21 protein-coding genes are annotated in these 19022 nt (G+C 68.9%); 2 read left to right on the forward strand and 19 right to left on the reverse strand.

What is annotated here, in order from left to right; genetic code table 11:
- Window position 1: 1 nt before the first annotated feature.
- From A4R44_RS10980 to A4R44_RS10995, 4 genes are all read right to left on the reverse strand, one after another.
- The gene (locus A4R44_RS10980) at window positions 2-256 is read right to left on the reverse strand and encodes a toluene-4-monooxygenase system B family protein (protein ID WP_067578954.1); all 255 of its coding nucleotides are present in this window, start codon (window positions 254-256) and stop codon (window positions 2-4) included.
- Between the two features lie 11 nt (window positions 257-267).
- Window positions 268-1764: a YHS domain-containing protein gene (locus tag A4R44_RS10985; protein ID WP_067578956.1), complete on the reverse strand. Its 1497-nt coding sequence runs from the start codon at window positions 1762-1764 to the stop codon at window positions 268-270.
- Between the two features lie 23 nt (window positions 1765-1787).
- The gene (locus tag A4R44_RS48930) at window positions 1788-1940 is read right to left on the reverse strand and encodes a hypothetical protein (RefSeq protein WP_198545246.1); all 153 of its coding nucleotides are present in this window, start codon (window positions 1938-1940) and stop codon (window positions 1788-1790) included.
- 1147 nt (window positions 1941-3087) lie between these two features.
- Window positions 3088-4611, reverse strand: coding sequence for a PucR family transcriptional regulator (locus tag A4R44_RS10995; RefSeq protein ID WP_067578957.1), 1524 nt, complete (start codon window positions 4609-4611; stop codon window positions 3088-3090).
- Window positions 4612-4792: 181 nt separating this feature from the next.
- Here A4R44_RS10995 and A4R44_RS11000 point away from each other — a divergent pair, with 181 nt between their 5' ends.
- Window positions 4793-5746 (forward strand): allophanate hydrolase subunit 1, encoded by a 954-nt coding sequence (locus tag A4R44_RS11000; protein ID WP_067578958.1) that lies wholly within the window; start codon window positions 4793-4795, stop codon window positions 5744-5746.
- The gene (locus tag A4R44_RS11005; RefSeq protein WP_067578960.1) at window positions 5743-6723 is read left to right on the forward strand and encodes a biotin-dependent carboxyltransferase family protein; all 981 of its coding nucleotides are present in this window, start codon (window positions 5743-5745) and stop codon (window positions 6721-6723) included. The genes A4R44_RS11000 and A4R44_RS11005 overlap by 4 nt, the downstream gene beginning before the upstream one ends.
- Here the strand turns inward: A4R44_RS11005 and A4R44_RS11010 are convergent.
- The 15 genes from A4R44_RS11010 to A4R44_RS11080 all read right to left on the reverse strand — a co-directional run bounded on the left by A4R44_RS11010 (window position 6689) and on the right by A4R44_RS11080 (window position 19021).
- On the reverse strand, window positions 6689-8056 hold the full coding sequence (locus A4R44_RS11010; RefSeq protein WP_067578962.1) for an MFS transporter: 1368 nt from the start codon (window positions 8054-8056) through the stop codon (window positions 6689-6691). The two genes, A4R44_RS11005 and A4R44_RS11010, sit on opposite strands and share 35 nt — an antisense overlap.
- Window positions 8057-8164: 108 nt before the next feature.
- Window positions 8165-8683, reverse strand: a complete 519-nt coding sequence (locus A4R44_RS11015) for a flavin reductase family protein (RefSeq protein ID WP_067578964.1) — start codon at window positions 8681-8683, stop codon at window positions 8165-8167.
- Window positions 8684-8755: 72 nt separating this feature from the next.
- A complete protein-coding gene (locus A4R44_RS11020; RefSeq protein ID WP_067578967.1) occupies window positions 8756-9100 on the reverse strand; it encodes a cupin domain-containing protein in 345 nt (114 codons plus the stop codon).
- Complete coding sequence (locus A4R44_RS11025) at window positions 9097-10557, reverse strand: 4-hydroxyphenylacetate 3-hydroxylase family protein (RefSeq protein ID WP_067578969.1); 1461 nt, start codon at window positions 10555-10557, stop codon at window positions 9097-9099. Before A4R44_RS11025 ends, A4R44_RS11020 begins: the two co-directional genes overlap by 4 nt.
- Window positions 10557-11216 carry a DUF2848 family protein gene (locus A4R44_RS11030; protein ID WP_067578971.1) on the reverse strand — a complete coding sequence of 220 codons (660 nt, stop codon included), beginning with the start codon at window positions 11214-11216 and terminating at the stop codon, window positions 10557-10559. Before A4R44_RS11030 ends, A4R44_RS11025 begins: the two co-directional genes overlap by 1 nt.
- Window positions 11213-12025, reverse strand: a complete 813-nt coding sequence (locus A4R44_RS11035; RefSeq protein ID WP_067578973.1) for a carbon-nitrogen family hydrolase — start codon at window positions 12023-12025, stop codon at window positions 11213-11215. Before A4R44_RS11035 ends, A4R44_RS11030 begins: the two co-directional genes overlap by 4 nt.
- Window positions 12022-12681, reverse strand: a complete 660-nt coding sequence (locus tag A4R44_RS11040) for a GntR family transcriptional regulator (protein WP_067578975.1) — start codon at window positions 12679-12681, stop codon at window positions 12022-12024. Before A4R44_RS11040 ends, A4R44_RS11035 begins: the two co-directional genes overlap by 4 nt.
- Before the next feature lie 787 nt (window positions 12682-13468).
- Entirely contained in the window at window positions 13469-13618 is a 150-nt protein-coding gene (locus A4R44_RS47835; RefSeq protein WP_157904853.1) for a hypothetical protein, read from the reverse strand.
- A 103-nt stretch (window positions 13619-13721) separates the two neighbouring features.
- Window positions 13722-14426 carry a hypothetical protein gene (locus tag A4R44_RS11050; protein WP_067578980.1) on the reverse strand — a complete coding sequence of 235 codons (705 nt, stop codon included), beginning with the start codon at window positions 14424-14426 and terminating at the stop codon, window positions 13722-13724.
- 265 nt (window positions 14427-14691) lie between these two features.
- A complete protein-coding gene (locus A4R44_RS11055) occupies window positions 14692-14883 on the reverse strand; it encodes a hypothetical protein (RefSeq protein ID WP_037814825.1) in 192 nt (63 codons plus the stop codon).
- A gap of 509 nt (window positions 14884-15392) precedes the next feature.
- A complete protein-coding gene (locus A4R44_RS11060) occupies window positions 15393-15968 on the reverse strand; it encodes a hypothetical protein (RefSeq protein ID WP_198545248.1) in 576 nt (191 codons plus the stop codon).
- Entirely contained in the window at window positions 15968-16267 is a 300-nt protein-coding gene (locus tag A4R44_RS11065; protein ID WP_067578984.1) for a YbaB/EbfC family nucleoid-associated protein, read from the reverse strand. The genes A4R44_RS11060 and A4R44_RS11065 overlap by 1 nt, the downstream gene beginning before the upstream one ends.
- A complete protein-coding gene (locus A4R44_RS11070) occupies window positions 16264-17370 on the reverse strand; it encodes a CHAP domain-containing protein (RefSeq protein WP_095213279.1) in 1107 nt (368 codons plus the stop codon). Before A4R44_RS11070 ends, A4R44_RS11065 begins: the two co-directional genes overlap by 4 nt.
- Before the next feature lie 10 nt (window positions 17371-17380).
- Window positions 17381-18163, reverse strand: a complete 783-nt coding sequence (locus A4R44_RS11075; protein WP_067578986.1) for a transglycosylase SLT domain-containing protein — start codon at window positions 18161-18163, stop codon at window positions 17381-17383.
- A gap of 36 nt (window positions 18164-18199) precedes the next feature.
- Entirely contained in the window at window positions 18200-19021 is an 822-nt protein-coding gene (locus A4R44_RS11080) for an ESX secretion-associated protein EspG (protein WP_067578989.1), read from the reverse strand.
- Window position 19022 lies beyond the last annotated feature (1 nt).

The raw sequence follows: 19022 nt of genomic DNA on the forward strand, positions 1-19022 counted from the left end.
CTCACTCGAAATAGACTTCGACGCATTCGGTCGGCCCGAGACCGGCCGCCGCGACGGTGCTGGCGCGCTCGAACGGCCGCGCGTCGCCCTGGCGGCGCACCCGCAGCGTCCGGCCGGGCTGGTCGGGCACGTGGACGCCGACCGAGTTCTGGGCCGCCGCGGCGGCGAGTTCGTCCATCGTGTGCTCGCTGTCCGCGGGGAGCAGCTTGAGCACGAAGTCGCCGTCGAAGTGCACGGCGAGCGGAATGGTGGCCATCAGCGTTCCTTTCAGCCTGCCTTGACGAGCTGCTTGCGGTAGGTGTCGACCCAGGAGAAGCCGTGCGCGTCGTCGCCGCCGGGGCCGACCGAGCCGAGGCCCATGTACTCCAGGACGCCGCCGAGGTCCGCGGGCTGGATCTCGCCGCCGAGGAACCGGTCGACCAGGTTCTTGTGGTGCCGGTAGCGCTCCGGGTCGTCCTCGAAGATCCACTTGTCCACTTCGGACGCGAAGTGGTAGCGCCGTCCTTCGTGGACCAGCGAAATGTCGCGCAGTGTCCGGGAAGGCGTGCCGACGATCGGCAGCTGCGAGACGTTGCAGATGATCGGCAGCGTGCCCGGCACCGTCTTTTCCGGACGGTCGTGGGCGAAGTTGTCGATCAGGACGTCCCACACCTTGCCGAAGGTGCCGTTCCAGCCCGGGTACTTCTCCTCCAGCCAGTCGCGCTCCTCCGGGCTGACGCCCGCCGCCGGGTCCCACCACAGCGTCGGCCGCCACGAGTAGGTGCCGAGGTGCTGGCCGTGGTGGTGCTCGGAGATGTCGCGCAGGAAGATGTCCCAGTACCACGGCTTGGACAGGCCGAGGTCCTCCAGCGAGCGCATGAACTGGGTGACGATCCATTCCTCCATGAATTCCTTGAAGGACGCCTCGCGCACGTCCAGCGGGACGTAGTAGTCCATCGGAATCCCGGAGAGGATGGTGAACAGCCGGTACGAGCGCCAGAACGCGATGTCGATCTTTTTCTGCGCCTCGCCGGACTGGCCGTTCTCGATCAGCATCTGCAGCAGCGGCGTGCCGAGCTGCGCGTGCCGGGCCTCGTCGGACTGGATGCTCTGGATGAGTTTGGAGAACGTGAAGTCGCCTGCCTTCGCGGCGTCGCCGGAAAGCCCGATGAACTGCAGGTTCGTGAATCCGGTCTCGAAGGAGAAGTTCGCGAAAATCGAGGTGGAGACGGCGTCGCGGGTCATCATCACGTCGTCGAAGAAGTGCCGTGCGCCGAGCGTGACCCAGTTGTCGGTGAACATCGCCGCGTGCGACCACTCGAACTGGCGGTCCTTGTTCACGTACTCGTGCGGGAAGTACAGCTGGATCTGCCCGTGCCGGATCTCGTCCAGCATCCCGAAGGTCGCCATGTTGCGCATGCCAGGAGCCTTCGACCAGCGCACGAACCGGGATTCCTGGAACGACGCGCCGTACTCGACGAGCGCGACGGCCGCGTAGTGCTCCTTGAGAATGGAAATCCAGCCCGGGTCGGCTTTGTTGTACAAATCCGCACGCTCCAGCGCGGCCTTCACCGAATACGCCCCGGCGTCCTTCTGCCGCTGAATGTCGACGTATTCGCGATAGCTCACCTTGTACGGCTCGTCATAGGTCGCCCACACCTCGTCGGGCAACCCCTCGCCGCCGGACAATTCCGGCGGGAACAACTCCGCTTCGGTGACGTAGCGCGGAGTCCATTGCGTGTCGCGGGCGATGTCGTACCACTGTGCTCGGTCCAGCAGAGCCATGCGGGTCGCTCCTTGTGGTTTCTTTAGCTGCCGTGCTCGGAACCCAGCGGCCCCTCGCCGCCGGGGTAGACGAAGGACATGGACGGGGCGTAGAACCCGAACGTCACCTGCAAGGGGTGGGCAGGCCGCAACCGGTAGGCGGGATGCTCTTTGTCAAGGAATTCGAAGGCTTCCACCGCGAATTCCTCGGCAATGTCAGCGACATAGGCATACCGCCCGCTGACGAATTCACCGCCGCGGCTCGTGATGTACCGCAACTGCCCGGTAACCCGCCGCGGCGTGCCGATCGCGAGACGCGCGACAGTGCGAATAACCGGCCGCCGCTCGACCGACGTCGTGGCGACCAGCCNCCAGCCGGTCCCCGTCGAGATCGAGCGTCGTCTCCCCCGCAGCCCCCGCCGGGACGCCGTGCTCCCGGGCGTAACGAATCATCGGCTCGGAACTGTTGTGGTAATCGGTCCACCATCGTCCCGGAACCCCCGCCTCGGTGTCCAAGCCGGACAGATTCACGCCGAGATAGGTCAGCGAATAAGCACCGAACGCGTCGTCCCCTTCGCTGGCCGACGTCTGAGCGTCCCCCTCGACCACGTACTGGTTGAGGTAGCACGACCGATCAGCGGCCGGCGTGAGTCCCGCCGGAACGAGCTGCGCGACGCCGTCGGGATCCTCAGGTACCCAAACCAGGTAGAGAGTCCGCGACCCGGTCACCAGCTGCGGCGGATGCAGCGACGTGCCCATAGGGGTTGCCTCCAGGTTCACCGTTGAACTTCCCGCCCCATCAGCTCGAAGCGGTGCCCCAAAGACTGCGCGACCCACCCGTGCCCGGGTAGTGCGCACGTTGGACAACAACCGGGCCAGGGATGCCAAACCGGAGCACCCGCCCGCATCAACGCAGGTCAGCCACCCGCACAATGATCACCACCAACGGATTCTGAATCCGTCAAGCCCCGCCAGTACATGAGGGCCACCCTCATTGACTCTGATTCCCTCACGACCCTCCACCGGCCCGCGAGGGGCCCCTTCACGGACGCGGATCCCCTCAATGAGCCTTCACAGCCCCACCCACAAACCGCCGCCGCCGCACCCGGCGATCGAGGCACCCAGCCCTTCCCCCGCACCCCGATACGAAGCCTCCCTGCGGTCTGGGGTTGCTTGTCAAGGCATCTTTCCCGCCTTGACAAGCACCTCCGNCCCTGCGGACTGGGGTTTCTTGTCAAGGCATCTTTCCCGCCTTGACAAGCAACCCCAGACCGTCAGCACACTCGGGCTTCGGGGTGCCCCACGCCAGCCCACAAGCGATGTCGCCCCCGGCGACGAGCCGCCTCACAACTGATCATCCAACTGCAACGCGATCCACAACTCCGCCCGGACCGCCGGATCGTCCACCTCCCTCCCCAGCGCCTCCGCCACCTTCCCCATCCGGTACCGCAACGTATGCCGGTGAATCCCCAATGCGTTGGCCGACGCGTCCGACTGCCCGTTGTGCGCCAGAAACGTCCGCAACGTATGCCGCAAATCGATCTTCGCCGCCCCGGTCTTGTCCGTGACCGGTTCCAGCAACGCCCGAGCCCACCCCCGCACCTCGTCGTTGTCGAGAAACCGCATCAGCCCGCTGGTAGCCACATCCCCGGCACAGGTCAGCACCCCAGCACCCCCGCGAGAACTGGTGAACACCGACCGGACCTGCTCCCAGGCAGCAGCCAGCTCCCCAGGCGGAGTCGGATCGCTGACCGCCCCCCGGGCCAGCGGAATCCTCCGCAACAAGGCTTCCAACGTCCGCGTATCCCCTTCGGCGGGCGGCATCAACACCACCACCCGCCCCCGCTCCCACTCGGCAACCAGCGCACGCAAACTCCGCAACCCGTGATCCCCCTCGGCATGTTCGAGCAATTCCCGCTCGTGCCCAGACGGAACCCCCAGTATCGCGACCCGAAGATCCCCCTCCGGGAAGTCCGTGTCCAGCGCCTCCCCAATCGCCGTAGCCAGCCCGACGTCCCCGGCCACCGCGGCCTTGAACACCGCCAGCCGATGCTGCCGCTCGCTGTCGAGGACCCCGCGCGCACTGTGCAGCTCAGCGCACAACAACGACACCGCGGTGGTGACAATCGCCTGCTCGGCGGCAGTAAGCGGGGTAGACCGCCCCACCACGAGAAACCCCTGCACCCGCCCCCGTACGGCGAGCGGGAGCACCACCACGGACTCCCCCGCGATCGTCATGCTCAGGCTCGCCGAGTTGGCCCGGTCCCGCAGCCGAGGCAACTCGATCCGCACCCGCGCCACGTGCATCCGCGCCGCAGGCATCCCCGCCCGGAACCCGCCGGCGGCGTCCAGCAGCAACGTCCACCCCCGCACCGCCTTCGCCAGCCGCTCCGCGATCGCCCGAGCCGAGTACGGCGACAACGAAGCCCGGGTCAAATCCCGCTGCGCCGAAACCGCGTAATTCAGCTCCCGCTGCCGCTCATCGGAAAGATGCCCGGCGACAAGCCGGCTCAACGCGGCGAACCGGGTCGTCGCAGGCACCGCCAGCAGCGGCAACCCAGCCTCGCCGGCAGCCTCGACCAGCGGCCGCGGCACATTCTGATAGAACGAACTGGCCCCGAACCCGAGCGCCACCGCACCACCGGCCACGAGCCGGTCGACGTACTCCCGGCTGGCCGCTTCGCCCAGCGCGAGCCGAGACCCAGTGGTAAGCACGAGTTCGCCGCCCTCCAGGTACGGCGACGGGTCGGGCAGTTCGCTGATCAACGCCCAAGTGACCGCCCGGTCCACCGCTCCGGGCGAGCCTTCGGCGGCGAGTTCGAGACCGTGTTCGCCGCGTTCGAGCAGCATCTGGACCGTAAGCGGCATGGTGTCTCCCGGGGACGGATCCGGCGGCCGGAAGTGTAACCGGCGCTCCGCCCGGCCGCCGGGCGATCGCCACCCGGACGAACCAACGTTCTGGACAAAACCCGGTTCTGGTGGGTAGAAACCGTCCCAATCGGACTTGCCCGCCCGCGGATGTCCGGCGGCACAACGGAAAGAGTTCTCGATGCCCGCAGCTGCCCCGTCCCGCCCGGACGTCACGTACCGGACCGCGGGCGATCGCGCGCTGCTCGTCGAGTACGGACCACCGCTGCCGGTCGACCTCGGGCTCAACTTCTTCGCCCACGCCTCGGCCCGGCGGCTGGAGGAAAACCCGGTGCGCGGCGTGCTGGAACTCGCGCCGGGACTGCGTTCGCTGCTCGTGCACTACGACCCGGAAACGATCCAGCACGACGCCGTGATCGCCGCGATGGACCGGCTGCACCGAGAAATCCCCGAGCCCGGCTCGCTCGTGTTGCCGAGCCGCCGGGTGAAACTCCCGATCGCGTTCGACGATTCGACGTCGCGGGAAGCCGTGGAGCGCTACCAGATCACCACGCGCCCGGACGCGCCGAACGTCGTCGAGGGCACCAACGTCGACTACCTGGTGCGCTCGAACGGCCTGCCGAACCGCGAGGCGCTGTACTCGCGGATCCTGGAATCCGAGTGGTGGAACGCGTTCACCGGCTTCTACCCGGGCCTGCCGTCGCTGCTCCCCCTCGACCCGCGCTCCGAACTCGTCGCCCCGAAATACAACCCGGCGCGCTCCTGGACCCCCGAAGGCGCCGTCGCCTTCGGCGGCCCGTGCCTGGTGATCCACCCGATCGAATCGCCGGGTTCGTACCAGCTTTTCGGCCGGACGCTGCCGATCTGCGACCTCGTCCGCCGCCCGCGCGCGCACCGCGCGGACCCGATCCTGATCCATCCCGGCGACCGGATCTCCTTCTACCGCGTCGAAGAGGCGGAGCTGATCGAATTGCGCAGGCAGGTTTTCGAGGGCCGCTACGACTACGACATCGAACCCGGCCGGTACGCGGTCGCCGACCACCTCGCCGTCCAAGCCGACCCGGCGGTCGCGGCGGAGGCGGCCAAACGGCGCGCGGACCGGGTCGCCGCACAGGAACTGGTGAGAATCCCGTGACTCAGACCGCGGCGCTCGAAGTACTGGAACCCGGCCTGCAGACGACCGTGCAGGACTATCCGGGCCGACGCGGCAGGCAGTCACTGGGCTTCTTCCCTTCCGGCCCGGTCGATTCGCTCGCCTTCCGCCTGGCGAACCTCCTGGCCGGCAACCGTCCCGGCGCGGCCGCCCTGGAAATCCCGCTGGGCCGGTTCCAGGCAGGCGTCCTGGCCCCCGGCCGGATCGCCGTCACCGGCCCGGAAACCACGGTCACCCTCAACGGATCCCGTGTCCCGCAATGGGAATCGGTACCCGTGGACACCGGCGACGTCCTGGCGTGCGAGGTTCTGCGCGGCCCTGGCCACCGCCTCTACCTGGCGCTGTCCGGCGGCATCGCGGTACCGGAGGTTTTCGGTTCCCGCTCGACGTTCCTGCTCGCCGGCATCGGCGGCCTCGACGGCCGGGCCCTGGAACGCGCGGACATCCTGGACACCTTCCCCGCCGCTCCTTCCCGGCCGCGCCGTCTCCCGGCGTCCTTGCGCCCGACCTACCCGACCGCCTGGGAAATCGAGATCCTCCGGGGCCCGCACGCCGACCCGGATTTCCTGACCGCCGAGGATTTCGCCGGCTTCCTCGCCGCGTCCTGGCGCTGCGATCTGAGCTCGGACCGCGTCGGCATCCGGTTCAACCCGCACCGTTTCCGCTGGGCCCGCCCGTCCGGCGACGTGGCGGGCGGGCACCCGTCGAACCTCCTGGACTCCAGCTACCCGCCCGGCGGCATCCTGGCCTACGGCGACGTGCTCACCGTGCTGGGCCCGGACAGCAACACCTCCGGCGGGTTCGCGGTGATCGCCACCGTCGCCTCGGCCTCGCTGTGGAAAGTCGGCCAGCTCCGGCCCGGCCGGGATACCGTGACGTTCCGGGAGATCGACCTGGAGCAGGCGGCGGCGCTCACCGCACACGTCAATCAGCTGCTGGACGTGAAGGCGCTGTCCTGAGTTCCGCTTCGGCTTCCTCCTCAGCCTTTCCCGCCACCGAACCAAGATCGACCGACTTCGTCTCCTTCGCGATCAGCGAGGCCACCAAAGAAATCAAGCCCATCACCGCCAGATAGACCCCGATCGCATACCCGGTGCCGAACTTCGCGTACAACCCGATCGCGATGATCGGCGCGAGCGAACCAGCCAGCACCGAGGCCAGGTTGTACGCCAGCGAAACCCCGGAATACCGCACCTCGGTCGGGAACAGCTCCGCGAAAAACGCCCCGATCACCGAGCTGTACGCGGCGAAAATGAGCAATCCGCCGGCCACCGCGACCATGATCAATCCAGGACTGCGCGTGTCGACCAGTGCGAAGAACACGAAGGCCCACACGATCGTCGCCACCGAAGCGACCACGTAGATCGGCCGCCGTCCGATCCGGTCGGCCAGCAGGGCGAACAGCGGAATCGTCACCACCGCACAAGCCTGCCCGACCAGCACCGCCGTCAACCCGACCGAACTGTCCATTTTGAGCACAGTTGTGACATAAGTGATCACGAACAACGAGAACAGGTAAAACCCGGCATTCTCGCCGAAACGCGTTGCCGCGGCGAGCAACACGCTCCGCCAGTGCTTGCGAACCACCACGCCGGCAGGCAGTCCTTCGGGCTTCGGCGCGTCCTTGAACAACGGAGTTTCCGCGACATAAAGCCGCAGCCACAACCCGATCAAAACCAGCACCGCGGACAACCCGAACGCGAGCCGCCAGCCCCAAGACAGGAACTGCGCCGACGGCATCACCGCGCCGAGCACCGCCAGCACACCAGCGGCGAGCAGATTGCCCAGCGGCGGCCCGACATTCGGCCACGAAGACCAGAACGCCCGACGCGCACTGCCGCCGTGCTCGGACACCAGCAGCACCGCCCCTCCCCATTCGCCGCCGAGCGCGAACCCTTGCACCAGACGGCAGACGACGAGCAGCAACGGCGCGAGCACGCCGACCGCCTCGTAAGTGGGCAGCAGAGCGATCAAGAACGTCGAAGCACCCATCAAAAGCAAACTGGCGATGAGTGTCGACCGTCGTCCTTTGCGGTCGCCGAGATGGCCGAGCACGACCGCGCCCAGCGGCCGGGCGAGGAATCCGACGGCGTAGGTGGCGAAAGCGAGCACCGTGCCGACCAACGGATCGTGCGACGGGAAATACAGTTTGTTGAAGACCAAAGTGGACGCGGTGCCGTACAGAAAGAAGTCGTACCATTCGACGGCGGTGCCGGCGAGGCTCGACGCCGCCACCACCCCCAGCCGCGTGTGCGGGCGTTTTCTGTTACGTTCGCGAGAGGTATCGGCCATTTCGGCTCCTGTGGTCGGAGGGTCCGTGACGCGGATGAAGTGCTGATGCCGGAAGCCTCGGTGGCTGTTGGCGCAGCCACCGAGGCGTGCTCCCCCCTGGGAACTGCCTCAGAAGAACCAGTGCACCGGCTCGTTGGCCCGGTCGGCGAGGTCCGCGAACCGTCCCCCGTGGAATGCCAGCGGGTCGCCGTCGCGCTCGCACACGCTGCGCACGTGCCCGAACACGACCACGTGGTCGCCGGCGACCAGATGCCGTTCGACGTCGCATTCGAGGTGCGCGAAGGCGTCCGGGATCACCGGAACGCGGTGGCGGCCCTCGGTCACCTCCAGCCCCGCGAAATGGTCCTCGCCGCGGCGAGCGAAGCGGAGCGCGAGCTGTTCCTGCCGCGCGGACAGGATGTTGACCGCGAACCGGCCCGCCTCGACGACCGCGTCGGTGCTGCGCGCGCCGGTCGTCAGGCACACCAGCAGCAGCGGCGGGTCGAGCGAAACCGACGTCAGCGAGTTGACGGTCATCCCGTGCGGCACCCCCGCCGCCCGGGTGGTGACCACCGCGACGCCGGTGGCGAAACGCCCCATCGTGCGGCGCATCGTCATCGGGCCGACCTCGGCCGAGGAAGTGAGCATGGCGTTCTCCTTGCGCAGGGGCTCGTGAGTGCTGATCCCGGTTCCCACCGTGATCAGCGCTCACGAGCGGATTCAGGCGGGGTAGCGGACCTCGAACGTGACGACCCCCTCGCCGGTCCGCCACGGGCCGTGCGGCATGCCCGGCGGACGGCAGGCGTACATCCCCGCGGTGAACGTCCGGCCGAGCGTGAGGTCGGTGAACGAGCCCTCGAGAATGTAGACCTCCTCCCAGAAATCGTGTTTCTGCACGCCCATCGGCGTCGAATCGGCACCCGGCTCGTAGCGCAGGATCCGCGTCGCCACCCCGGTTTCCGGGTCCTTGGCGAGAATCCGTTCGGTGATCTTCGGGTCGTCGCCGGGGCAGACCGTGAAGGCGACGTCGGCCACCGGGAAGAACTCGTGTTCCGGTTTGCTCATCGGGTGATCGCTCCGTCGAGGTCGTAGCTGGAAAGGAAGGCGTCGATGTCGCCGAGCGCGCCGTCGAAGCCGTAATTGCGGAAGGCGTAGCCCTTCACCACGAACGGCGCTCCGGCGTAGAACATCTCGTATTGGTGGTGGCGTCCGGCGAATTCGCTGCCGACGACGTCCCAGGCGAGCTTGAACAGCTTCACCCGCTCCTCGGCGGGCGCGGACGGGCTGTAGATGTATTTGTCGATATCGGCGCGGGTCTGCGGGTTCGTCAGGTCCGCGACGCTGGAGGGCACCTGCAGCACGCCGCCGCCGACCAGGTCGCGCAGGATCGCCAGCAGCCGCGGGTACAACTCGGCCTGCAGTCCCATCGCGCCGTACACCGCGCGGGAGCCGGGCCGCCACATTCCGTGCTCATCCGGTTCCGCGGTGTATTCCGCCGCCAGCACCGCCGATTCCACAATGGATGCGAGACTCGCCAGCTCGCCGAGCTTCTCGATCACGCCGGGGAACTTGTCGACCCCGTTGACCGCCGCGACCTTGCGCGCGAGCCCGGCGATGAACTGCGTCTTCACCATGAACCGGATCTGGGCCTGCCAGTTCCCGAACACATGCGCCCCGGTGTCGAAGAACTGCCGCCGCAGTCCCGCGATGTCGCGGTAGACGAAGACTCGGTCCCACGGAATGAAGACGTCGTCGAAGACCACCAGCGCGTCGGTTTCGTCGTAGCGCGAGGTGAGCGGGTAGTCGTATTCGCTCGTGGCGGCCGGTGCGTACGGACGGCGGCAGTAGAGCTTAAGTCCTTCCGCGTCGACGGGAACCGCGAAGCCGAGCGCGAAGTCGGCATCCTCCGGCCCGAGCGGCTTGATGCAGGACACAAAGATCTCGTCTGCCACCGCGCCACCGGTCGCGAGCATCTGCGCACCACGGATCACGATGCCGTCCTCGCGCTCTTCCGCGACTCCCGCCTGGATCAGGTCGCCTTCCCAGGCGTGCGCGGTGGTCGCCCGCGAGACCTGCGGCGGAATGATCGCGTAGGAGACGTACAGATTCTCCTCCAGCACGCGCTTGTGGTACGCGGCGATGTTGGCCGAAAAGTCCCGCTCCCCCTGCGAAAACGCCTCCGGATGCGCGGAGAACGCCGCGACGAACGCGCCGACGTGGTCCGGGCTGCGGCCGACCCAGCCGTGCGTGTGCCGCGCCCACGTGGTCGCCGCTTCGCGGTACGCCTTCAGCTCTTCCCGGCTGCGCGGCGGCGTGAACAGACGGTTCACTGTGGACCCGGTCTCCGGGTCGGTGACCGAGATGCCGGAGTCGGGGTCGGCCGCGAGGTCGAACAGTTCCGCGATGGTCTTCGCGATCGGCGCGAACGCCGGGTGGTGGGCGACGTCCTCGACCGGCGCGCCGTCGAGGTAGATCCGCCGGGGGCCTTTCAGTGCGGCCAGATAGTCGGCTCCGCTGCGCATCACTCGCTCCTCTGTTTCGTTTCGTACGCGTGGGTCAGGGTCGGGCCGCCGGGCAGCTCCAGGTGGATGCGCCAGTACGCGCCATAGGCGAATTCGCCGCCGAGCAACGGCAAAGTGCCGCAGTACAGCGCGAAATCGCCGTCGACCGGACCGAGCCGGTCCAGCAGATCCGCCGGATGCCGCAGCGCGGCCAGTTCCCCCTTCTGGTACGGGCATCCGTCCACACTGGAGTCCGCGACGACGTGGTCCCAGTCCGGAATGGACACTTCGGTCCCGAGCGCGGCGACCACTTCCCCGAGCGGCTTCGGACAGGCCGCTTTGGACCGTGCCACCCCGTCCCGCTCCAGGTCACGGTCAGTGTGATCGGATCCGACGCCCAGGAAATACCGCCCCTGGTGCCGGATCAGCACCGGTTCGACCTCCCCGGACGTCCCCGGCGCGCTCACCCCGACCACCGGCTCCGTCGTCAGCAATCCCGTATCCAGGTGATAGAACGCGGGCACCGTTTCCGGCCGCGGCACCCCGATCGCCGCCAATTCGGCGATGTGCTCCTCGACCGCGGCCTCGTCGCTTCCGGTGTACCCGGCCACCACCAGCCGCGCCGGGGCGAACACCAGTTCCTCCCCGGTTCCCGCGACGTGCAGGGCAATCGTGCTCATACTCCCGCTCCCGTGAAGTCTGCTGTGGACACCGGCCACCGCCGATCGGCCAGCACCGGGAACTCCGCCCGCACCGTGTCCACAATGGATTGGTCTATTTCGCAGCGCAGCACTTCCTCGCCGGCGCCCGCCTCGGCCAGCACGGTGCCCCACGGATCGACGATCCGGCTGGCACCGGCCAGCTCGACGCCGCCGTGCTGGGTGCCTGCCGCGTTGACCGCGAGCACCAGCACCTGCTCTTCCACCGCACGGCACGAGGTGAACATCCGCCAGTGCTCGCGCCGCGCCGCCGGCCACGCGGCCGGAACCACGACCGTCTTCGCACCGCGATCCACCAGCCCGCGCCACAATTCGGGAAACCTCAGGTCGTAACAGGTCGTGGCCCCGATCGGCCCGAGTTCCGTTTCCGCGACGCTGAGCGTTTCGCCCGGCGTGAGCAATTCCGCCTCACGCGAGGCATATCCGAACACGTGCACCTTGCGATAGGTATGCGCGATCGTGCCGTCGGGCGCGAGCAACACCGCGGTATTGAACAACCGCCCGGCCGCGTCCTTCTCGACCAAACTGCCCAAATGCACATACGCACCAAGGCTTCGCGCCCATTCGCGCCCCGCCGCGACCGTCGGCCCGTCCAGCGATTCCGCTTCGTCCGGATACGCCTCGAACGAGAAATACCCGGCCGCCCACAGCTCCGGCAGCACCACCAGCTCGGCCCCGCGCGCGGACTCCACCAACCGCCCGGCCCGCACCCGGCGATCCGCGGCCGGCTCGTCCGGCGGGCTGGCCAGCTGCACCAGCGCGACCTTCACAGCCGCTCCTCGACCCGCAACGCCGTCATCGTGCTGGACAGGTGCTTCGCCAGCGCCTCCCCAGCCGCCTCCGGCTCGCCGCCGCGCAACGCTTCGACAATCGCCGCGTGCTCGGACAGCACCGTTCCCGCCCGGGTCTCGCTGCCCGCGACCGCGCGCAACCCCATCCGGACCTGCCGCTCCCGCAACGATTCGTAGAACTCGGCCAGCACCGGATTCCCCGCGCGCCGCACGATCGCGCGATGGAAAGCGCGGTCGAACTCGATGAACCGCACCGGCTCGTCCACCACTTCGCGCTGCTTCGCGAGAAGGTCGTCCAACTCGCCGAGGAACGCCTCGTCGACGCGCTCGGCGAGCTTGCGGACGCACCAGTCCTCGACCAGCTCGCGCGCCTCCATCACCGCCCGGACCTCCGCGTCGGAGATCGGCGGCACGAACGCGCCCTTCTTCGGCACGATCTCGAGGAACCCCTCGGCTTCGAGCCGCAGCAGAGCCTCCCGCACCGGCGTACGAGACGTCCCCGCCGCCTCGGCGACCTCCGATTCGGTGAGGAACGTCCCGCCGTCGCGGGGCAGCTCGGCGATGCGCTGCTTGAGGAACCGATAGGTGACGTCCTGCGCGGACCCGGGCCGCCCAGCCTGTCGTACACTGCTCATGGACAAGATGTATACATCACGCATGGCAGGTCGGCAAGAGGTGTTTGCCGAGGTTGAGCGGTTGCGACGAGCGAAGGGACGCCTCGTGGCCGCTGCGGAAGAACACCTGCGCCGCCCGGAACGCCCCGTGGCCCGGTCGCCGTGCGGCGTCGTTTCCCGGGCGTGCCCCGGTCTTCCCGGGCGGGCCCCGGTCTTGCCGGGCAGGCCCCGGTCTTGCCGGGCAGGCCCCGGTCTTGCCGGGCAAGCCCCGGCCTTGCCGGGGCCTGGCGCGCGATGCAGAGGAAGCGAAGCCGCCGCGCGCTGCGCTACCGAGAAAACCTCAGTGCGCCGCCCGCGTCCTCCCGGACCCCGTGCCCGGACGAGACAGAAAGCCGGTCAAGCGGCCGCGGCCCGGTTGACGAATCACCCGCCGTCTTCACGCTGGCAATCACGGCGGGCAGCGGAATGGTCTCCACTATCGCGCTTCCTCCGCGGCCATCCGGCATCCACAGTGGATTCTTCGAGGAAAGAACGCACGCAACATCCCCACGAGAGTGCGATGTCCCCGCCAGCACGCAACGCCCAGGCGATACGCAGCATTCCCGTGACCGCACGGCACCAGGCGACACCCCACATCCCCGCGATCACGCAACGCCCAGACGACACGCCACATCCCCGCAACCGCACAGCACCAGGCGACACCCCACATCCCCGCAACGCCCGGACGACACGCCATCCCCGCGACCGCACAGCACACAGCAACCACGCAGCATTCCCATGACCGCGCGCCATCCCGGCCACCGCGGAGCTACTGCGCGGCGGCGGCGATCAACGCCTCCAGCCCCGGAGCCTGTGTCCGCCAATCCACCGCGTTCGGGGTGCCGCCAGCCCGCCGTCCGCCGATCCGGTTCAGCGAGTCCCGGTCTCGCAGCCACACCGAATCCGCTTGGCGCCGCACGAAGTCTCGGTATCTCTGTTCGCCGGCAGCCGTCGCGAGATCGCCGAAGTAGCGCAGGAAGATGCCCTTGAATTGCTTCTGATTGTCATCGCACGAGCCGCTCTCACACGATTCTGCCAGCACACCCCCCGCGGTAAGTGTCCTGGGACCACGCCAAAGCGTCGACGTCGGCGGCGACCCGGGATCGCGCGGGACGCGCCCACCCGGTGCAGGCGTCCTCTTGGTGTGCAGATTCCCGGCCGCATGCTCGAACGGTGCCTCCGTTCAGCCGTCCGCGTGGATCTTGAGCGGCGAACGTCGCGGTCTGTGCCGCGGTCGCACCGGCGGGGACGCTGGTGCGACCGAGCGACGAGCCGTCGGGCCAGGTCGTGCCTGCGTCCCACGAAAGGTCCAGCCAGGTTTCGTCGCCGGGACCGCCGGAATCGATGCTGGCCCAGGCCATTCCGCGGTCGTCGAAGTGGAGCCGGACGGCGCGGCCGAAGATCGTCGCGGACGATACTGGCTGGGTGTCGCCGGCACCGGGTGCGGAACCGTCGCAGGCAGCGGCGCAGACGGTCGGGTAGATCCAGGCTGTGCAGGCGACCGCTTGCGCGTCTCCGCAGGCCCGGAGCAGGCCGCGGCGGTGGCCGACGGGGTCGGTGAGGTTGTAGATGAGCGTGCGGGTGCCGGTCCACGTGTCCGGGACGCTCGCTTTGCCCAGCAGGCCGTCCCAGGTGCTGCCGCCGTCCCAGGACCGGTCGAGCCACACCGTGTCGCCGGTGCGGCCGTTGTCGATGCTGGCCCAGGCCATCCCGTCCTGGCCGGACACGTGCAGGCGCAGCAGCCGGCCGTTGATGTCCTTGCCGGGCAGGGGAAAACTCTCTTCCGCGGCCCGCGACGGGTCGAGCGTGTCGCACGAGAGCGCGCAGACGGCGGCGGCCGCGCGCGGGGACGGTCAACGAGGCGGACACGAGCACGGTCCGCATGGACTCCTCTCGCCTGGGTGAATTTCCGCCCAGAATAGAAACTCGCGCGAGCGCCGGTGAAGGCCCGCGCGAGGTTCTGTCCCGTACCGGACAGGCGGGTTAACCCGATCAGCCGCCGCTGCCCTGGCGGCGTCCGACCGAACGGCCGATGAAGTACCCGAGGATGAGCCCGACGATCAGGCCGATGGCGATGAAGAAGATGACGGTGGCGGCGGCGATCTTGCCGACCGTGCCGAGGAACCCCTTGGCCTCGAGGTCGGTCGCGATCGCCACGGACTGGGTCAATGCGTAGTGGGTCATGCCTCCCAGGATGGCATCGGCGGCGGGCGGGCGCTCGGGGGACGCACCGGGGAGGCGGGTGCCGCGCGGTGTACGGGTCTTGTCCGGGTTGAGGCACGAACCCTTCGTCGACCAAGGCGCCCCGCTGCGGGACCGGGGCAAGCCCACGGGCGGGCACTCGGAGACACACCCGGGGAGAGGCGGGTGCCGCAGTGTACGGGTCTTGTCCGGGTTGAGGCACGAACCCTTCGTCGACCGCGGCGCCCCGCAGCGGGACCGGGGCAAGCCCACGGGCGGGCACTCGGAGATACACCGAGCGCCCGGTGTTCGGGTCTTGGCCGGCTTCAGCGCTTCGCAGACACCGTCGAGCGTTGCGGAGAGCAGCAGGCGCTGGCCTCCTTCGGAGGTCGCTGCCATGATGCGACGGGCCCCGGGCAGGAAACCTGGGTGCCCCTTCGCCGTCTCGATCATCGACCAGCACCGCGAGACCGGAGCCGGGTCAAGACCCTCAGGTGAGGCCCGCGCGCCGCTCAGTCCTTGACCGGCTTGAGCACAAACCCTCCGTCGTCCTGCTCCTCGACTGGAGCCCGGCGCCGCGCGACCGGAGCCGGTTCAGGCTCGTGCGGGGCTTCCTGGTCGGGCGTTGGAGCTGGCTCCGGAACGTCGTCCAGCGCCAGCGCGTCTTCGACCGCCGTCGCGACCGCCGGGACGCACCCCGCGCGGACGGCACGCAGGCCCTGGTGCAACGCCTGCGTGCCTGCCTCGGTGCTGAGTCGCGAGATCTCCGCGGCCAGTGCGTCCGGGCCCAGTTCGAGGGCGGCTTCGCCGATGTCCAGGTGGACGAGCATGCCGTGCATGTTCACCGTGACGCTCAGTCCCTCGCGGCCGGCCGTCGCGCGGAGGGCGGCGAGGCCTTCGGACAGACCTAGCTGGTCCGGGATTTCCTCGGCGATCTCGATGAGTTCGTCGATCCCTCGTTCGTCCCCGGCGGGATCGCCGGGATGCTCGTGCGACTCCCCCGCGGGGTCTCCGCGCCCGAACCGCTCGGCCGGATCCGCGTCCGGGTGCCGGCCGTCGGCCGCGTTCTCCTGTTCCGCCTCCGCCATCACACCCTCCAGGTGTCCGGTGTGGTGTCTTCGGCGCGGTCCGCCAGGTCCTTCTCCGAGCCGAGGCCGAGGCTGCTCAGCTCGGCGCCGCCGAGATCGCCCAGTTCGGCTTCCACGGCGCGGCGGGCGCGTTCATTCGCCTCCGCGGCCGCTTCCCGCACCGCGTGCAGGATCGCGGCCGCCAGCCGGGGGCCGCCGGCGCGGAGGGCGTCCGCGGTCAGTTCCAGGGTGCGCACAGCTCCGCCGGGGGCGACCTCGACGGTCACCCCCGCGTGCCGCGCGGTGCCGGTGATGCTCACTTCGGGTGCACTCCGCCGTAGAACTTGTGCAGGTCGCGCGGCAGCGTGTACGTGAGGCGCTCGACCTGGTCGTTCGCGTTGCCCTCGATCGTGGTGATCTTGCTGCCCTCGACCTTTTCGATGATCCCGATGTGCTGGCTGTGCCCCCACGACGGACCGTCGCCGAAAAGGATGGTGTCGCCGGGGCGGGCGTTGTGCGCGAGCGCGCCGCGGTCGTAGGCGAGGTGGTGGCGCTGGCCCCATTTGTAGACGTCGCCGGTGAAACCGTACTTCGGGATGTCCACCCCGGCCGAACGCCACATCGACGTCGCGAAGTACGCGCACCACGGCTGTCCGGTCGGGCCCCATTTGTTCCGGTTGTTCGGGCCCTCGTGGTAGCCGAGGTTGTGCCGCGCGTGATCGAGGATCTTGTCGACCTTCTTGCTGTGGCTCGCGTGCGTCTTGCCGTGCTGCTGCTTGTGCTTTTTGTGCGCTTCGTGCTTCTTGTGCTGCTCGTGCTTACGGTGGTCGCCAGGCTTGGCGCGGTGCGTTCCGCCCGGGTCGGCGACGCCGTCGTGGTTCAGGTCCTTCTGCAGCGCACGCAGCTTGCGCGCCGCCTCTTCCATCTCCGCGCGGGCGTTCTTCAGGTGCCCGCCGGATTCCTTGAGGTACTTGCCCGCGAGGTCGGCTACGTCGCCGATCGCCATCAGCAGCGCGGCCGGGCTTCCGTTGCGCGCCAGGACGTATCCGGCGTCGATGATCTTGCGCGCCTTCGCGACGAACTCGTCGATCAGTTTGCCGGTGGCCTGGTGCCGCCCGGCGAGCGCGTCGGTGACCTCGCTGACCACTTTGGCCCCGTGCGTGCTCGCCTGCGCGGTGACCTTGAGATCGCGGCCGAACTTGCCGGTGTCGTGCTCGAAGGCCGGATTCGCCTTGCTGTGCCAGGTGTTCAACAGGGCGTGCGCGGCTTTGCGCTGCGCCTCGTACTGTTCGGTGATCTCGTGCGCCGCCTGCCGCAGCGCGTGCTGCACGGCCTGCGAGTCCGCGGCCTTGCCCCGGAGCTTGCCGTGGTGCGTTTTCATCTCGTCCGCGAACAGCGTCGCGACCCCTGCGGTGTCCAGCACGGATTCCCCCTCAGCCCAGAATGCCCTTGATGTCGTGTTCGCTGATCGCCGCGCTCGCGTCGGAATCCGCGCCCGCGTACGCCTGCCGGGCCCGGAAAACCGACGCGCTCAGCGTGCGCGCGTGCGCTCCGGTGGCCCGCACCTGCGATTCCAGCGAACGGCTGAAATCACCCAGCGCGTCGGAGAATCCGGTTTCCTGGCCGACCTTCCCGAAGCTGTCCTTCGCGATCCCGGTGACCCGGTGCACCGTCTTCCTGCCGACCGAGGCCAGTTCGCCCGCGACGTGCTCGGTGGTGCGCTCGTAGGCGAGGAACTGTTCGAGATCGGCCTTGAACCCGCCGTCCTTGCCGCCCTTGCCGTGGTGCGGTTTGTGCGGATGACGGTCGGGTTTGTGCGGGTGGTGCCCGCCCTTGCCGTGGTGGCGGGCGACATCCTCGGCGGCCTTGCGCGCGGCGGCGAGATGGCTCTTGTACGCGCCGTTGGTGTAGGTGGACCACGGCTGGAAGCTCTTGCCGTGCCCCGAAATCGCCCAGGCCGCCTTGGCGTTCTCGTCCGCGTTGAACAGTTCGTCGTTGGAGCGCAGATGGAACTCGTGGCGGCGGGCGGGCCCGAGCGAGCCGAGCATGTTGACCTGCCACAGCCCGTACGAGTTGTCCGGCGGGGTCCCGTTGTGCGCACGGGTGTTCCCGCCCGATTCCGCCAGCGCCACCGCGACCGCGGTGGTCAGCGCGTGCCCGCGGAACCCGGCCCGGTACGCGTGCTGGGCGATTTCCTCGGCCGACAACTTGCTCATTTCCTGCCCCCTTCAGCAGGGCGCCTCGCCGCTGCCCTAAGTGAGACGGAACTCTTCGTCTTCAGGTTCCCTTGTCCCCCGAACGGACGACACCCCGCGTCCGAGTTCCTGCATCCGGTCGGCGAGCCACGCGTGGTCCGCGGGCGCGACAGTGACCCACTTCGTGCCCGCGGACTCCCGCACGACCGCGCCGTACCGCCCGGCCTCCGTGTCGTACCAAGCGACTACCGGCGAACGACCGCCCGGACCGTTCACCGCGAACTGTCCGTACGCGACCCGCGGCGTGGTGACGAGCGTCGAAATCGCCCGCAGGTCCCGACCGGTGAGACCGGCCCGGCCGAGCACCCGCTCGAACGCGGCGTGCCCGCTGTCCGCAAACGCTTGCATCGCCTCGGAAAACACCGAGCGCGGCAACCGCACCGCGTTGCCCGGCCCGGGTTCGGCGGGGCCGACGACGCTCGCGGCGAGCTGCGGGACGTCGTCGGGCAGGCACGGCCGCAGCGCGAGCTCGTCCGCGTCGAGAACGGCCAGCACGCCCAGTTTGCGCCCGGCCGCGGCCAGCGCGCGCAGCGGCGGATCGCGGAACACCAGCAGGTCGACCGAAAACACCGGTTCGGCCAGCACCGCGAACACCTGGCCGAGCCGCGGATGCGGTTCGTCGTCCTCGTCGAGCAGCCCGGCCGCCGCCAGGCTTTCCGCGACCTGGGCGCCGAGCTGGTCGCGTTCGTCCATCGTGGCGCCGTGCGAGGGCACGTCGAGCGGATACGGCGCGGGACCGAGGTCGAAATCGGACCACAGCAGGTCGAATTCCCGGTGCGAGAGCGCTACGCCGTCGACCGCCGGGAGATGTCTGGCCATC

Origin of the sequence: Amycolatopsis sp. M39, assembly GCF_001651785.1 — a bacterium.
Taxonomy (GTDB): domain Bacteria; phylum Actinomycetota; class Actinomycetes; order Mycobacteriales; family Pseudonocardiaceae; genus Amycolatopsis; species Amycolatopsis rubida.